Source organism: Paenibacillus germinis, assembly GCF_013141785.1.
GTDB lineage: Bacteria > Bacillota > Bacilli > Paenibacillales > NBRC-103111 > Paenibacillus_E > Paenibacillus_E phytorum.
Map to the genome: position 1 here is coordinate 49112 of NZ_WHOC01000167.1, position 16777 is coordinate 65888.

At 45.2% G+C, this 16777-nt stretch carries 15 protein-coding genes; all 15 read right to left on the minus strand.

Going from position 1 to position 16777, the window contains the following annotated elements; all coding sequences use genetic code 11:
- Positions 1-10 precede the first annotated feature (10 nt).
- Positions 11-286 (minus strand): hypothetical protein, encoded by a 276-nt coding sequence (locus GC102_RS32465; protein ID WP_171693158.1) that lies wholly within the window; start codon positions 284-286, stop codon positions 11-13.
- A 268-nt stretch (positions 287-554) separates the two neighbouring features.
- The gene (gene argB / locus GC102_RS32470; protein WP_171693183.1) at positions 555-1325 is read right to left on the minus strand and encodes an acetylglutamate kinase; all 771 of its coding nucleotides are present in this window, start codon (positions 1323-1325) and stop codon (positions 555-557) included.
- Positions 1326-1393: 68 nt separating this feature from the next.
- Positions 1394-2620, minus strand: coding sequence for a bifunctional glutamate N-acetyltransferase/amino-acid acetyltransferase ArgJ (argJ, locus tag GC102_RS32475; RefSeq protein ID WP_171693159.1), 1227 nt, complete (start codon positions 2618-2620; stop codon positions 1394-1396).
- Between the two features lie 30 nt (positions 2621-2650).
- Positions 2651-3700 (minus strand): N-acetyl-gamma-glutamyl-phosphate reductase, encoded by a 1050-nt coding sequence (argC, locus tag GC102_RS32480; RefSeq protein ID WP_171693160.1) that lies wholly within the window; start codon positions 3698-3700, stop codon positions 2651-2653.
- Between the two features lie 457 nt (positions 3701-4157).
- On the minus strand, positions 4158-5051 hold the full coding sequence (locus GC102_RS32485; RefSeq protein WP_171693161.1) for a YitT family protein: 894 nt from the start codon (positions 5049-5051) through the stop codon (positions 4158-4160).
- 16 nt (positions 5052-5067) lie between these two features.
- Entirely contained in the window at positions 5068-5886 is an 819-nt protein-coding gene (gene speD, locus GC102_RS32490) for an adenosylmethionine decarboxylase (RefSeq protein WP_171693162.1), read from the minus strand.
- Between the two features lie 188 nt (positions 5887-6074).
- A protein-coding gene (gene prfB / locus GC102_RS32495; protein ID WP_171693163.1) for a peptide chain release factor 2 occupies positions 6075-7188 on the minus strand; the annotation gives its coding sequence in 2 pieces (ribosomal slippage) (positions 6075-7115 and positions 7117-7188; 1113 coding nt in all).
- A gap of 64 nt (positions 7189-7252) precedes the next feature.
- On the minus strand, positions 7253-9772 hold the full coding sequence (gene secA / locus GC102_RS32500) for a preprotein translocase subunit SecA (protein WP_171693164.1): 2520 nt from the start codon (positions 9770-9772) through the stop codon (positions 7253-7255).
- A gap of 249 nt (positions 9773-10021) precedes the next feature.
- The gene (gene hpf, locus GC102_RS32505) at positions 10022-10570 is read right to left on the minus strand and encodes a ribosome hibernation-promoting factor, HPF/YfiA family (protein WP_171693165.1); all 549 of its coding nucleotides are present in this window, start codon (positions 10568-10570) and stop codon (positions 10022-10024) included.
- Between the two features lie 164 nt (positions 10571-10734).
- On the minus strand, positions 10735-10932 hold the full coding sequence (locus tag GC102_RS32510; RefSeq protein WP_047682118.1) for a cold shock domain-containing protein: 198 nt from the start codon (positions 10930-10932) through the stop codon (positions 10735-10737).
- Positions 10933-11328: 396 nt separating this feature from the next.
- A complete protein-coding gene (gene fliT / locus GC102_RS32515; RefSeq protein ID WP_171693166.1) occupies positions 11329-11664 on the minus strand; it encodes a flagellar protein FliT in 336 nt (111 codons plus the stop codon).
- Positions 11657-12067, minus strand: a complete 411-nt coding sequence (fliS, locus tag GC102_RS32520) for a flagellar export chaperone FliS (RefSeq protein WP_171693167.1) — start codon at positions 12065-12067, stop codon at positions 11657-11659. Before fliS ends, fliT begins: the two co-directional genes overlap by 8 nt.
- Positions 12068-12100: 33 nt before the next feature.
- On the minus strand, positions 12101-14056 hold the full coding sequence (gene fliD, locus GC102_RS32525) for a flagellar filament capping protein FliD (RefSeq protein WP_171693168.1): 1956 nt from the start codon (positions 14054-14056) through the stop codon (positions 12101-12103).
- A 30-nt stretch (positions 14057-14086) separates the two neighbouring features.
- Complete coding sequence (locus GC102_RS32530) at positions 14087-14485, minus strand: flagellar protein FlaG (RefSeq protein WP_246321242.1); 399 nt, start codon at positions 14483-14485, stop codon at positions 14087-14089.
- Positions 14486-15009: 524 nt separating this feature from the next.
- A complete protein-coding gene (locus GC102_RS40185; protein WP_171693169.1) occupies positions 15010-16710 on the minus strand; it encodes a flagellin N-terminal helical domain-containing protein in 1701 nt (566 codons plus the stop codon).
- Between the last annotated feature and the right edge of the window lie 67 nt (positions 16711-16777).

The window sequence follows — 16777 nt, forward strand, 5'->3', positions numbered from 1 at the left end:
AGTTTGTGGTTCAACCCATAAGTTCGAACTTGTGCCAAGCTAAATAAAGACATATCGCTGCAGCTGCATATAAAATAATAGCTGTTGTTCGATTTCTTCGCATTTTCATCCCGTATGCAATGAAGAAGATAGCTGCCGCTAATTTCGAGAAGCCTTGATAAGCTGGATGATTTGCAAAGTAAGAATTGCTAAAAATGAGTGCAATAAGCAAGGTTATTGAAATAAGTATTTTAAACCATAGAGGCTCTCTTAGGAATTGTTTAAACATAAAAGTAATCCGCTGCATCACAGATACCTCCGTTCAATAACCTTTTGAATGGTAACGATGTTATTCATCGCTATGGAGACAGCCTGACGTTAAACTTTAATTATAACGATGAAAATCATCGTTAAGTGAGTCAATTTACAGGTTTACCTACCTTACAGCCCTATTTAAGGATGAAAAATATCATTAAACTCGCTCCGGAGTCCTGAAGTTGCAGCATAATGATGAAAAACATCGCTATAGCGGTATTTCAAGCCCGTATCAGTCGTCGATACAATGAAAAACATTGTTAGCGCACAATCCTCGTGCCGATCCCCGTGCCCTTCAGTACTTTGCTCAACACATTCGGCTCAGATCCGTTCACGATGACAACTTCTTGGACCCTGCCTTGTATACAAGCAATCGCTGCTCGAACCTTCGGAATCATACCCCCGTAGATATCACCGCTCGCGATCATCTCTTCAATCTCTGCCACGCTGACAACGGGAAGCACCCGTTTCTCGCCATCCACTGTTTTCATAATGCCGGGGACGTCTGTCACCACAACCATCTGCTCTACACCAAGGTGAGAAGCAACAGCTCCTGCTGCTGTATCGGCATTAATGTTATAACGCTGGCCGCCATCCTCGCCAAGTCCAACTGGTGCGATCACCGGGATGTAACCCATACTTACGATACCTTGAATCAGCTCAGCGTTCACTTTCGTGACATCACCAACAAGGCCAACCTCGTGACTATTCGCCACCGGCTTCGCTTCAATCAAATGTCCATCCACACCGGACAATCCAAGCGCCATTGCGCCTGTTAATTGAATTCGGCGTACGATCTCTTTGTTAATCTGGCCGGAAAGCACCATCTCCACAACGTCGAGCACTGCTTCATTCGTCACCCGCAGACCGTTTACAAAACCGGACTCAATCCCGAGCTTCCCAAGCGTCTCCGAAATAGCAGGACCGCCGCCATGAACGATGACAGTTACAATACCCTCATCCTGGAGCTGACGCATATCTTCAAAGAAACTAATCGGTAATGCAGCCAGCGTGCTGCCGCCGCATTTCATCACAAAGCAATTGTTCTTCACTAGCTTTCGTTCCCCTTTGCTTCCTTATGTGCTAGCTAAAACCAAACCTAAGTCCGATAAGCCGCATTGATCCGCACATAATCATATGTTAAATCGCAGCCCCAGCCCGTTGCCTTGCCAGCGCCCATATGTAAATTCACATGAATTTGAATCGTATCTGTTTTCAAATAAGCAAGCGCCGCTTCCTCGTCGAACTTCACTGGACGCGACTGCTCTAACACTGAGATATTGCCTAGGCGAATATCGACGGTGTTCACGTTCACCGGCTGCCCGGAGTAACCGACTGCCGCAATGATCCGACCCCAGTTCGCGTCCGCGCCATAAACAGCGGATTTGACCAAGCTGGAGCCAATGATCGACTTCACGATCTTACGTGCCGCATCGTCGCTCTCCGCGCCGACTACCGTCGTCTCGATCAGCTTCGTCGCACCCTCGCCGTCGCGCGCAATCGCCTTGGCGAGGTACTCGCCAACGTACTGGAACCCTGCCGCGAACGCTTCCCAATCCGGATGCTCCGGATTCAAAGCTTCGCCGCCGGCCAGCCCGCTTGCCATCGCCACGACCATGTCGTTGGTGCTAGTATCCCCGTCAACAGTGATCATGTTGAACGTAGAATCCGTGATCCTGCTCAGCAGCAGCTGCAGGTATTCGCTCTCAATCGGCGCGTCGGTTGTCATGAAACCGAGCATCGTCGCCATGTTCGGGTGAATCATCCCCGAACCCTTCGCTGCCCCGGCAATGTGAACCTCTTTGCCGCCAACGACAACACGGACGCACGTCATCTTCTGCGTGAGGTCCGTGGTCAAGATCGCTTGGCAGAAGTCGTTTCCGCCTTCTGCCTTCACTTTAAGCGGCAGCTGCTCGATGCCGCTCAGCACTTTCCCCATCGGCAATAACTCGCCGATGACACCCGTGCTCGTCACGCCGACGTGGTGCTCCGCCACGCCTAGCGCCTTCGCACTAGCAGCGCGCATCGCATATGCGTCGTCCTCACCTTGCTGGCCGGTACACGCATTCGCGTTGCCGCTGTTGACGATCATCGCCTGCAGCTTGCCGCCTTGGGCGATGCTCTCCTGCGTCACGCGCAGCGGTGCCGCTTGGAACGCGTTCAGCGTGTAAACGCCAGCCGCTGCCGCCGGTACATCACAGACGATTGCGCCTAGATCATAGCGCTCCGTCTTCTTTAATCCACAGTGCAGACCACCTGCACGAAAGCCTTTCGGCGTCGTTACTGTGCCCTCTGGCACGACAGTAAAGCTCACTAGATCTAGCATGTTCGTCCTTCACCTGTCCTCATCTTCTCGTTATGGATACACCGGTGCGAACAACAGCCCTGTCGTTTCGTCCCAGCCTTGCATCATATTCAAATTCTGAATAGCCTGACCTGCAGCGCCTTTAACCACATTATCGATGACAGAAACGATGGTCACACGCCCCGTGCGCTCATCCACCGCAAAGCCGATGTCGCAGTAGTTCGAGCCGAACACTTCCTTCGTAGAAGGAAGCTTTCCATTTTGACGAATCCGTACAAATCTCCGACCTTCATAATACTGGCGGTACAATTCGATGAATTCCTCGGCGGTGTGTTCACCTTGTATAGTTGCATACATGGTAGCCATAATTCCGCGCGTCATAGGCACAAGATGTGTCGTGAACGTCGTAACAACCGGTTTACCTGCAACACGGCTGAGCGCCTGCTCGATTTCCGGAATATGCTGATGTTTATTCACTTTATAGGCTGTTAAATTCTCATTCACTTCCGCGTAGTGCACGCCTAGATTAACGCCGCGACCCGCGCCGGACACGCCGGATTTGGCATCAATAATAATCGTAGATGGATCGATCCAACCCGCTTTGACTGCAGGAATCAGACCAAGCAGCGTCGCTGTCGGATAGCAGCCTGGGTTAGCGATTAAATCACTGCCCTTCACTTCATCACCGAACACCTCAGACAAACCATAAATGGATTGTGCCAATGTTTCCTCAGAAGCCGCTGGCTTTTTATACCATTTTTCATAGTCAGCACTAGATTTCAATCTTAAATCTCCAGAAATATCAATGACCTTCAGGCCAGCTGCCAGAAGTTTTGGTGAAAGTTCTGCACTCACACCAGCTGGTGTCGCCAAGAACACAACGTCTGCTTTGCCTGCAATCAAGTCAACATCAAGCACATCTAGAATATCCACAACCACTTCCTGCAAGTGTGGAAAATGCTCCGCGATCGGCGCTCCTGCATTAGAAGTCGAAATGACCGAAGTGATCTGTACCAAAGGATGCGCCTGCAACAGACGAATCAACTCCGCACCACCATAACCCGTGGCTCCAATAATAGCCGCCCTAACTCCTTGACCCATTTGAATTTCCCTCCCGATGTTCCGAAAATATATGTATTATTATACAGTCGTATACATAATAATTCAATGAATTTTTTTATGCGGATTTTGACAATTGAATTGTGCCTATGCAAGGCATTTCAAGGCTTTTTTACATTAAAATCGACAAACCTTTTATTCTTTGGGTTCATACCTTCCGACAAGAAGTATACATAATATGCATCGTTTAAACGCAACATGTGCATAAAAACATTTTTTTCTCATCGATACCCATTTGTTTAACAAATCAATTATCCCAAATTATACGGCATACGGGCAAATCTTGTATGTGATTATTTCAAATTATTCAAGAAGTGTGGGTAAGTAGTATGGTTATCCACAGATTATGCACACTTTATCCACAAGCGACTCTTCCCTCAACAAAGTTATGCACAAAAAGACGCACCTTAAGTGCGCCAATCTATCACAAAGCTTCTCGCTATGCATGTCGTTTGAAACCTTCCCCTAATACCTCATTCGTTTCGCTCAAAATGACAAAAGCCTGCGGATCAACCGACTGGACTAGTGTTTTCAATCGACTTACTTCATTTTGTTTCACAACGACCATTAAGACCGTTCGCGATTCGCCTGTAAATCCTCCAGACCCACTAAGCTCCGTAAGTCCACGGTCCAAATCGTATAAAATCGCCTTGCGTATGGCTTCTGTATGATCGGAAATAATGAAGGCCACTTTGGCATAGTTGAAGCCGAGTTGAACGATATCGATCGTTTTCGTGGTGACAAATAACCCTATTAACCCGTACAGCGCATTTTCCGGTGTGAAAACAAGCGCAGAGCTTAGAATGACCAAACCATCAAAAATCGCTACCGAAAATCCTAAACTTAAGCCTGTGTATTTATGCAGCATTTGTGCGGCCAGTCCAAGTCCCCCAGTGGAACCGCGTCCTCGAAAGACGATTCCGAGTCCAAGTCCAACACCAATGCCTCCATAGACAGACGCAAGCAAAGGATTTTGCGTAGGCACCCCTAAATGGCTCGTTACGAGTACGCACAGCGGAAATATGACCGACCCGACTGCCGCCTTAACCCCGAATTGTCCACCTAGCAGCCATAAGGCTAATAAGAAAATCGGTATATTCAGGGCCCACTGCGTAATCGCCGGGTTCAAACCCGACAAATGCTGAACAATCGTAGAAATACCCGAAACCCCACCTGTTGCAATTTGATTCGGGTTCAAAAAACAGTTAAAACTAGCCGCCATAATCAGCGAGCCGATCAACATCAATATATACTCAAATACGGTATGCGCTGGACTTCCTATCCGTATTCGCGGTTCTTTTCTGGGCACAAACGGCCCTCCTCTCGGTACCATTTAATCAGGCCCATAACTACAACAGGGGTGCACTCATATTTTTACCGTAAAATATTTCGTCCATTTCCCACTTTACACTTTCCGTAATGTCCTTCTGTTCCGCTTCGCTCAGCTTGTCTTTCGTATAACCGAACAAATAATTATTTAAATCGAATTTCTTCAGCTTACATTTTGTATGAAAAATGTTCTCCTGATAAACGTTTACATCGATCATGTCGTACATGCTTTTGATTTCCTCAGGAATGTAGTTCTGAATCGAACTAATATCATGGTCAATAAACAGCTTATGCCCGTTTATATCCCGTGTGAAGCCTCGAACCCGATAATCCATCGTCATAATATCCGTATCGAAGGAATGGATTAAGTAATTCAGTGCTTTTAGCGGCGAAATTTCCCCGCATGTGGATACATCAATATCCGCCCTAAACGTACTGATCCCTTCATCAGGATGATATTCCGGGTAAGTATGAACCGTGATATGGCTGGTGTTCAGGTGCATAAGCACCGTCTCCGGCAGGGGCCCGGGGGATTCCTCAAATGAAGTTTCCGGAGCGCCCTCCACAGGCCCTTCAGAAACCAACATCGTTACGCTTGCCCCTTGCGGATCATAATCCTGCTTGGCCACATTGAGCACATGAGCACCGATGATATCCGCTACCGCTTTGAGAATTTTGGTTAACCGGGCAGCATTGTACTGTTCGTCGATATATTCTATGTAGGCTTCGCGCTCTTCTTTGGTTCTGGTGTAGCAGATATCGTACATATTGAAGCTCAATGATTTCGTAAGGTTGTTAAAGCCGTGCAGTGTAATGCGCTGCTCCGTAGTAAGTGTCATGTTTCTTCTTCCTCCTTGTTGTTCCATCCCTACTATTTCCTTACCCAGATCCTGAATGACATTAAACTTGAAAAAATCCTACACCTTTCAGATGTAGGATAAACGTCTATTGCTCCATATATGCGTCTTGCGTTTAGTAATGGTTCGGTGTACCCAGCTCTTCCAGCACACAGCTCCTATGCACGGTTCTACTCCGGCTTCCGAATCTGATGACGCAGGTAAGCATCGATGAACATATTGAGATCTCCATCCATCACTGCGCCAATATTACCTGTTTCCGCTGAAGTCCTGTGATCTTTGACCATGCTATAGGGATGAAACACATAAGAACGAATCTGGCTGCCCCAGGCAATGTCAGACTGCTCGCCGCGAATCTCTGCGAGATGCTTCAGCTGCTCTTCGATCTTCCGCTCGTAGAGCTTGGATCGCAGCATCTTCATCGCTTTCTCGCGGTTCTTAATCTGCGAGCGTTCTTGCTGACAGCTCACCACGACACCCGTTGGTATGTGCGTAATCCGCACAGCCGAATCCGTGGTGTTGATGTGTTGACCGCCGGCGCCGCTCGCGCGGTACGTATCGATTTTGAGATCCTCGGAGCGGATCTCTCCCACGTCCGTGTCGTCCTCGATTTCCGGCATGACGTCACACGACGCAAACGAGGTGTGACGACGACCGGAGGCGTCGAACGGCGAGATCCGGACGAGCCGATGCACGCCCTTCTCTGCCTTCAAATAGCCGTAGGCGTTGAAGCCTGTGATCTGCAGCGTGACACTCTTCACGCCGGCTTCGTCGCCGGGCAAATAGTCGAGTACCTCGACTTTGTAGCCCCGCTTCTCCGCCCAGCGGCGGTACATGCGCAGCAGCATCTCCGCCCAGTCCTGCGACTCGGTGCCGCCAGCACCGGGATGCAGCTCAAGGATTGCATTCAGCCGGTCATACGGCTGATTGAGAAGCAAGCCTAGCTCGAAGGATTCGAGCTTCTTCTTCAAGGCATCGATGCCTGTTTCAATGTCTTTGGCTAGGCCAGCATCGCTCTCCTCTTCCTCGAGCTCGACCATGACCTGCAGGTCGTCGAACTCGTTCGAGAAGCCTTGGAACTGATCGACGACACTTTTGATGGCGTTGAGATCTGCGATGGTCTTCTGGGCACGATCGTTATCGTCCCAGAAGTCCGGCGCCCCCATTTTTTCCTCAAAATCACCGATCGCTTCAAGCTTATGATCTAAGTCAAAGAGACCCCCGTAATTCGGTTAGTCGCTTTGCTGTCTCTCTTAAATCCTGTTTTACTTCTGGTTCCAGCATGTCTTACACCTCATTTATTCTCTTGTGCCTAGGTTATACAGATCATGGCAGCAAGCTAGCAGCTTTAGCTGCCTTGTCCGTGGCACTGCTTGAATTTCTTCCCGCTGCCGCATGGGCATGGGTCGTTGCGTCCAATACGCTGCTCATCGCCGCGCACGAGCGGTTTCTTCCCGCCAGCTTCGTTCTTCGTATCCACCGCTTGACCTTCGGCTACCGCTTGACGCTCCAGGTTGCTTTGTACGTGAGCCTTCATGATGTACATCGCGACTTCTTCGCGGATATTGTCGATCATTTCTTGGAACATCTCGAAGCCTTCGAATTGATACTCACGCAGCGGATCCGTCCCGCCGTAAGCACGAAGATGAATACCTTGACGCAGTTGATCCATCGCATCGATGTGATCCATCCATTTGCTATCTACAGCACGAAGAGCAACGACCTTTTCGAATTCACGCATGAATTCTTCACCGATCTCAGCTTCACGCTCATCATAACGTTTGCTAACGAGATCTTTGATGTAGTCAATAATCTCTTCTTGTTCTTTGCCCCAAATATTTTGATCCGTAATCTGGCCTTCTTCAGTTAAGAAGTTGTTGTTCACGAAGTTAGCCACTTCCTGAAGCTCCCACTCCTCCGGAATTTGTTCCTCTGGACAGTGTGCTTTCACGATGCGTTCGATAACCGCGTTGATCATACCCTCGATGACTTCACGAATATTTTCGGACTCCAGCAGCTCACGGCGCTGTTTATATATAATTTCCCGTTGTTGATTCATTACATCGTCATACTGAAGAACGACTTTACGAACGTCGAAGTTGTTACCCTCAACGCGTTTTTGGGCCGATTCGACTGCACGCGAGATCAATTTACTTTCGATCGGTTGATCTTCTTCCATACCGAGGCGGTCCATCATCGCCATGATATTGTCAGCACCAAAACGTTTCATCAATTCGTCCTCAAGGGAGAGGTAGAACTGCGAAGAACCAGGGTCACCTTGACGGCCTGCGCGTCCACGCAGCTGATTATCGATCCGTCTGCTTTCATGACGTTCTGTACCTATGATATGCAGCCCGCCTGCATCATGTACGCCTTCACCGAGCACAATGTCCGTACCGCGGCCTGCCATGTTCGTTGCGATCGTTACAGAGCCTGGTTGACCTGCGCGTGCTACGATTTCAGCTTCTTCTGCATGATACTTCGCATTGAGTACTTTGTGCTGAACGCCTTTCTTTTTGAGCATCTCCGACAATTTCTCAGAGTTCTCAATAGACACCGTACCTACAAGTACCGGTTGGTTCAGCTTATGACGCTCTACGATTTGCTCAACAACAGCTCTGAATTTACCCATCTCTGACTTATAAACAACATCCGGCATATCCTTACGGATCATCGGACGGTTCGTCGGAACAATGATAACTTCAAGACCGTAAATTTTCTTGAGCTCTTCCTCTTCCGTTTTCGCTGTTCCCGTCATACCCGCCAGTTTGCGGTACATCCGGAAATAGTTCTGGAATGTAATTGTCGCCAGCGTCATGCTCTCATTCTGAACTTGCAGCTGCTCTTTGGCCTCAATGGCTTGGTGCAGCCCATCACTATAACGACGGCCTGTCATAATACGGCCCGTGAATTCATCAACAATCATGACTTCGTCTTCTTGTACCACATAATCCACATCGCGTTTCATAATGAAACGAGCCTTGAGCCCTTGAGTCACGTGATGGTTAATATTCACATTCTGATGATCGAATAAGTTCTCAATGCCGAATGCCCGCTCCGCCTTAGCTACCCCTTCTTCAGTAAGAGCCACGGAACGCACTTTAATATCGATCGTGTAATCCTCTTCTTCTTTCAACGTAGACACAAAACGGTCGGCCGCGTAGTACAAGTCCGTAGACTTCGCTGCTTGTCCCGAAATAATCAACGGCGTTCTCGCCTCATCGACCAAAATGGAGTCAACTTCATCGATAACCGCAAAATAAAGCGGACGCTGAACCATTTGCTCTTTGTAAAGCACCATGTTATCACGCAGATAGTCGAAACCGTATTCGTTATTCGTTCCATAGGTAATATCACAAGCATAAGCCGCTTGCTTTTCCTCATGAGAAAGATCATGTAGATTAACCCCAACCGTCAAGCCGAGGAACTCGTAGATCTGACCCATTTCCGCGCTATCACGTTGAGCCAAATAGTCATTGACCGTAACCACGTGTACGCCTCTGCCAAGCAAAGCATTCAAATAGACAGGGAGTGTTCCAACGAGCGTTTTCCCTTCCCCTGTTCTCATCTCCGCGATACGGCCTTCGTGAAGCACCATACCCCCGATGAGCTGAACGTCGTAATGACGTTTGCCTAGTACACGAAAACCTGCTTCTCTAACAACAGCAAAAGCTTCCGGTAAAAGATCATCAAGTTCTTCGCCTTTTTCCAGGCGGTTTCTGAACTCAGTTGTCTTGCCTTTCAATTCCTCATCGGACAGCGGCTTAATGCTAGCTTCAAGGTCGTTGATATAATCAACAGCCTTGAGCATCCGTTTAATTTCCCGTTCATTGGAATCACCAAAAATTTTCTTCACTAGTCCTAGCATCGGTGAACCCCTTTCCCTTGCATTCGTATCCTTAAATTGTACCACTTTTGACGGTCTTGCCGCAACAAATGACCATTCCTACATCTGTATAAACCTTCCACAACATGTGAAAAGAGCACGTTTTTACTTAATTTCTATAGTATTGAATCGATGTCCCGATTGCATTCATGAGAAAAAGCTTAATTCGACAGAATCGAATCAAGCTCATTTTTTTGTTATAGGGATGTCTCGAGTTGCTCCGCTTACTTATTAAACAGCCGGCTCAATCAGACCATACTTGCCGTCATCACGTTTGTAAACTACATTGACTTGATCCGTATCCATGTTCGAAAAAACGAAGAAATTATGGCCTACCATATTCATTTGTAGAATCGCTTCTTCCACATCCATCGGCTTCAAATCGAAGCGTTTGTTGCGGACCAGTTCAAAGTCATCTTCCTCATCCAAATAAGTGACAGGCGATGTTTCAACCTTAAATAAATCACGCTTGCCGCCCTCTTGGCGAATTTTTCGATTCGTCCTCGTCTTATGCTTACGAATCTGGCGTTCCAACTTGTCCACGACCAAATCAATCGACGCATACATATCATTGTTACGTTCTTCAGCTCGCAGCAGCACGCCTGTCAGGGGAATACCTACCTCAATCGCTTGTAAACCTTTAACCACACTTAGCTTTACTTGTACATCTGATGTAAGGGGAGCTTCAAAATACCTCTCTAGTCTGTTCAATTTCTTGTCGACATAGTCCCTGAGGGCTTCAGTTACTTCAAGGTGTTCTCCGCGAATGCTAATTTCCATGTTCAACATCTCCCTTCCTGCTTACATTATACTACATTCCACCCCCATCTTCATAATTCCTTTAAATTCCGTGCTATCCATTATGCAAAAAAACACCCCAGGATCATTCCCCAGGGTGCTAGTTAGTTCATAGATGTATTCAAGCGGCACAAAGTGCCGGAAGCTTATATTCTGCTTACATTAGCGGCTTGCGGTCCACGTGCACCTTCTACGATGTCAAACTCTACAGCCTGACCTTCATCTAACGTTTTGAAGCCTTCTGATTGAATCGCTGAGAAATGCACGAATACATCCCCGCCATCTTCACGCTCAATGAAACCATAACCTTTTTCTGCATTAAACCATTTTACTTTACCTTGCATAACGTACACATTCCTTTCGTTTTAAAAAATAATAAAATGTAAGCCCTTACTTTTCGACTATATCACCAGCCCGCTTGACCTGTCAATTTCTAACTTACCATTTGATGAAATATTTTGAAAATTCGGGTATATACAAGCCGTGGATAAGTGCAGAATTTGTAAAAACTTGTCGTATCGGGCTTCTTTACATTTTATCAACAAAGTTATGCACATAATTGTACACATTATCCACAGGTTGTGGGGAGAGAATTTTGGATAACTTGGGTTTATTGTGGTTGGTTTATGCACAAATGGGTTTAGCCGTGATAGATTGTCCACAGGTTTTTGCTGGAACTTAGAAAAACGGATGAATAGAGAAGAACCTCTTGCCGCGGCAAAAGGTTCGTGTGTATTTGTTTATTTTTTTCGGTCGAAAAAAAGGCTCTCGCCGTCATAGTTGTTATCATAAGCATTCCGCTGAGTCTTACCTGTGTCCAGCTTGGCCAATTGCGAGCTAGCTTCATCACGAAATTGCTCCATCTTCCTCAGGAAGATAGGATCCAAGCTTACTACAGCTTTAATACGGTCCTTGAAGCTGGCTTTTTGTGTGGCAGATGGTGTTATGGCTAAAAGAGCCTCCATAATCTCGCCACGCTGCTCCATAAACTCTCCAAGACGCTCTGCATCCATCGTAACAAGCTCAGCTAGTCCCTGCTGTGTAAGTTGCTCTAGCTCAGTAACCAGCTTATCCATGCATAGCTCCAGCAGGTGTTGAACTTGCTGAGCTTCCATTAGCTTGCTTAGCCGCTTGCATCCACGTTTCTTTCAACTGAACAAGATAACCCAGCACCTCTTCAGCAGGTTCAACTGATTTCTTCATATTTGCTTCAATAAGACGGTGTGTGAAGTATTCATACAACCTCAACAAATCACCGGCAATAGGAGCGTTACGATCAATCGTAATGGAGAATTCGCTAATAATGTCCTGTACCTTGACTAGGTTAGTGTTAGCGTCTTGGTAGTTGGATGTTTTCAAAGCCTCAATACCCGCACGGCAAAAACGAATAGCTCCATCACAAAGCATAATTAACAGCTGTGCTGGGCTTGCCGTTTGAACTGTGTTCTCCAAGTATTTATTACGTTGGGCTTGAATCATTGATATTTCCCCCTAGTTTAAAGTAGGACCTTACTAGCCCATTTGTTGTGTTAGCTGTGCGCTTTGTGCTTGCATTTGGTTCATGTACTTTTCCATGGATGTGAATTGTTTATAGTAGCGTGTTTCCAATGCATCTAACTTGTATCCTAAAGCATCAATCCGACTGTTAATTTGTTTTGTTGTTTTACCTATTAAGTAGTTGCTTTCTACACTTGTGGAGGCCCCTGCTTTTGAGGTAATTTGTTTCATCAAATCATCAGCTCTATCATATAATCTTGTAGCTATACCATCACCTTTATCTGAATCTTTAACATCATCATTAGCAATAAAGAGCGCCATAACTTCATCGGGTGATTCTGCAATAGCTTTCTTTAGCTTGGTATCATCCAGATAAATTTTACCTCTATCTGAATATCCTCCAGAAATGGAGCTACCAACAACTACACTCGTAGAGATACCTATTTCAGCTAAGCTTTTGGCATCGCCTGTTGGTAATCCTTCTACTGAATTTGAGAAGGACGTACGAAAATTCGTCAGACCTCTCGTCAGCAGAGGATCACTTCGAAGCATCCCACTCTTGGCCTTTTCTTCCCATGATTTAATTTGATCTTCCTTCATATCCTTTTTTTGATCATCAGTTAAGGGTTGGAAGTCCCTATATCGTTTTTCACCTAACTCCGTATTAACGGTAGTTATCAATTCGTTATATTTATCAACAAATGACTTAATAGAATTATAGACGGCTTCAACATCTCGAGTTGTTGTTACATTCACAGCAGAATCAGCAGCAGCTTGCTCCTTTTTAGCAGTAAACGTCATTCCATTAATAGAAAAAGTGTTTGTATCGTACATGGCAGTTGCACCATTAAATTCAATCTCAGCCTTACTACCTGTAATCGTATATTGTGAATAGTCTTCATTCTGAGTAACAACTGGTTGCTGTGCTGGAATCGGATCTATTGAATCAAGACCTAACTTAGTCAACACATTGGCTGTATCTACAGTTTGATCTGAGAACGTGAGTGTCTTTGAATCATTCGGATTAAAAAAAGCAATCTTATTGTTACTATCCAAATAAGCGGATACACCTGACTTACCGATGTCAGAACTGTTAATAGCATCAATCAATTTTCCAACAGTAGTAGTCTTGCTAATATCAAAATCTGACGTTATAGTTCCGTCTGAAATCCGAAGCTTTTGTGTAGCCGTTAAAGTGTTATCCACTAGTGTAGTTACACCAGAAGCTGTAAATGCTACTCCCCCTGTAACAGTTTGTCCTGCATTTGCTACTGGCGTAGCCACTGGAATTGGAGGAACTGGAGCAGGTACAGGTTGCGAATCCGGGAGCTTAAGAACTGTATTTAGAAGATTTTGGGTATCGTTATCCCCAATACTTTTCATCTGCAAGTTAATCTTCGCGCTACTTCCTGTAGATGAAGAGACAAAAAAGAATTTATCGATTGCAGCATCATAACTCATAGATACTCCAGTAATATTTGACTTACTGTTAACAGAGCCTACCAATGAGGCTATAGTATCCGTTTGCTTCACTTGAAGCGTAACTGATCCTTTTTCACCACCGACTGTTAATGTAGTATCTCCAGTAAGCCCAAGAGATGTCATTGTAGCTTGATCACTAGACTTGCCCACTGCTCCCGAGGTAACAGAAGCAGACTTCGCAAGCTTATTTACTTTAATTGAATAGAGCCCCTCTGGGGCCATAGATGTAGAAGATACAGTTACTATACTTTCATCAGCAGATGTTGACTTCTTTGTTTGATAGGATGACTGTAACTTCATATTAAAGGCCTGATTACGGAAGTCCATTATTTTAGCGTTCATTGCTCTATAATCGTCACGTTGCCACTCTAAAGTTTGCTTTTGCTGCTTTAGTTTATCCACTGGCATTCGTGCAGCTTTCATTAATTTACTTACCGTATCGTCGATGTCGATACCAGAGCCTGAGAAACCATTCAAACGAGTTACCATCTTAATTCACCTTCCTCGTGTAAATTATAATTATCTACGTTCATCAACAAAAATTCCAGCCATCTCCCATAACTTTGCAACAAAGTCAAGGCTTTTTTCAGGCGGTATCTCTCGAATGATTTCACCTGTATCCTTATCGAGAACCTTTACTGAAATGAGTTTCGTTGTTTGATGAATAGAGAATTCTAAGGAAGTGTTCTTCCCTTGTACAGCTTTAATTGCATGTTCAATAGCTTTGACCACCTGGGTATCACTAATCGTAACATTTTCACCTTTCAGTTCAGCTTGCTTTAACTCATACGAATTGTTAATATTCAGAACTGGTGTACTTTCATTATTTAGAGGTTTAGCCATAGCCATAGGGTCATTAGCGGAACGATCTGGACTAGATTGGCCTCCTGATCCACCTATCGAATAATTCATGCTCATAGTAAGATCCTCCATCCGAAAATATGTATATCCTTTATATCGGAAACAACTGTGAATAGTATTATAGTGTTTTTTAAAAATAGCCATTGATAATATTTATGTTATATAGTAAAAATATTTAATTTATTAATAAAATACCTTGTAATTCATTACATTGTAATTATTCTTTCATAGAATGTACCCACAATCGAGTATAACAAGGATGCCGTAGCCCTCCGCTGCCATCATTTTATTTCAGCTAGATTTCCAAAACGCCACCCGGGATCTTTTGGCAGCCTGTCGTCCGGTCCCAAGCAGCACTGGCGATCATCCTCTTCTAAACTGAACTACAAACATTAACTCTCCGTCAGAGAACGCGTCGTAAAGGTAGCACCATTCACCATCGATATAGGAAAGTAACAGTTCAGGGAACTCATTATCATTTTCTCAACAATTTTAAATCCACATGAGCCCCGTTCGTTTTATTGATGAAACAAAAAAAAGAGACCCTAGGTAATCTAGGATCTCCTTGTAATTCGTTAAGATTAACGAAGCAATTGAAGTACGCCTTGTGGCTGTTGATTAGCTTGTGCCAACATCGCTTGAGCAGCTTGAGAAAGAATGTTGTTCTTTGTGAAGTCCATCATTTCTTTCGCCATGTCTACATCACGGATACGGGATTCAGCACCTTGCAGGTTCTCAGAAGCTGTTTGCAGGTTGTTGATTGTGTGCTCTAAACGGTTTTGAACAGCACCCATTTTGGAACGCTCGGAAGACACGTTTTTAATAGCAGAGTCAAGTTTTGTAAGTGCGTCTGCCGCGCCCGTAGCAGTAGAAACATCAAGACCACTAATTCCAAGAGCACTGGATCTGACATCCGCCACTGAGAATGAAATTGTTTGTCCTTTGTTAGCACCAATTTGGAAAGTCATTGCTCCAGAACCAGCACTTTCACGTGAAGCTTGATCCAAACCAAGTTTACTTAGCACAGAACTATTAGCAACATCAGTTAGCTCGATTGTCCCGCTTGGACTTTCGATATTTAAACGTCCGTTATCTACTTTAACAGTTACATCCTTAATTTTTTGCTCTTCACTCGTGAATCCTGCTGCAGTGTTGTATGCTGCAATTTTCGCATTGATTGCAGCTGCTAAAGCAGTAGCATAAGTATTAGCATCCGAGTTAGCAGCTGCTGCAGGAGATGTGATCTCCATAGCATGACCACCGATAGACAACTGAAACTTATCGGTATTAGCCACGGCATCAAGAACTTGATTTGTTCCATTAGCAACTGTTACGTTATTAACCATCTCAGCAGTAGCACCAATGAATGTATCAAGTACAGATCCGCTACCTGCTGCAAGAGTAGAACCATCGGCTAGTACAGCTAGTCCAGCGTTGGCACCGTCCGTAGCAATATTGTTTCCTATTGCGGAATCATTACCTTTACTTCCACTTTCAATCTTAAATGTACCTGCTGTAGCATCTGTAACATTAATATGTGCAACGCCAGTGCCTGAATCATCTATTGCTTGGTTGATGATACGTTCTAGCACGTCACGAATTTTACCACTTTGAGTGGCATCCATGGCAGTTCCACTAAAATCTATTTGCAGGGCAGTTTTATCTGCATCTGTAATATATTTATTCCAGTCAACATCGATTTTCTTACCGTCAATTACAAGAGCATCTGTTTTAGTAAAGTCAACATTTGTACCACTAGCATCAACTGCTTTAGCATCAACACCTGCTAAAGTTCCAGCCGTTTGTTTAAATACTTGTGATCCAGAAAGAGAGTTTGCACCTTCAGAAGCACCAGCGCCAGAAAGATTACCGTTTAACAATTTTTGTGTATTAAATTCTGTGGTATTACCAATACGGTCAACCTCTGCTTTAAGCTGCACAATTTCTTTTTGAATGTTGCCGCGATCTTCAGCAGTGTTCGTACCGTTTGCAGATTGGTCAGACAATTCGCGCATACGTTGAAGGATGGAGTGGGTTTCATTCAAAGCACCCTCAGCTGTTTGGATCAAGGAGATACCATCTTGTGCATTTTTAGCAGACATATCCAAACCGCGGATTTGCGCTCTCATTTTCTCGGAAATAGCAAGACCTGCTGCATCGTCGCCAGCACGGTTAATACGAAGACCGGAAGACAATTTCTCAAGGGATTTGCTTGCGGAAGCTGTGTTACCCGTCAATTGACGGTGCGTGTTCGCTGCTGCGATATTGTGATTAATTCTCATTTGTTTTCTTCCTCCTGAAGGTTCGTTTGATCCACGTCCATGTGGATTTATTTTTAGGCTTACAAGC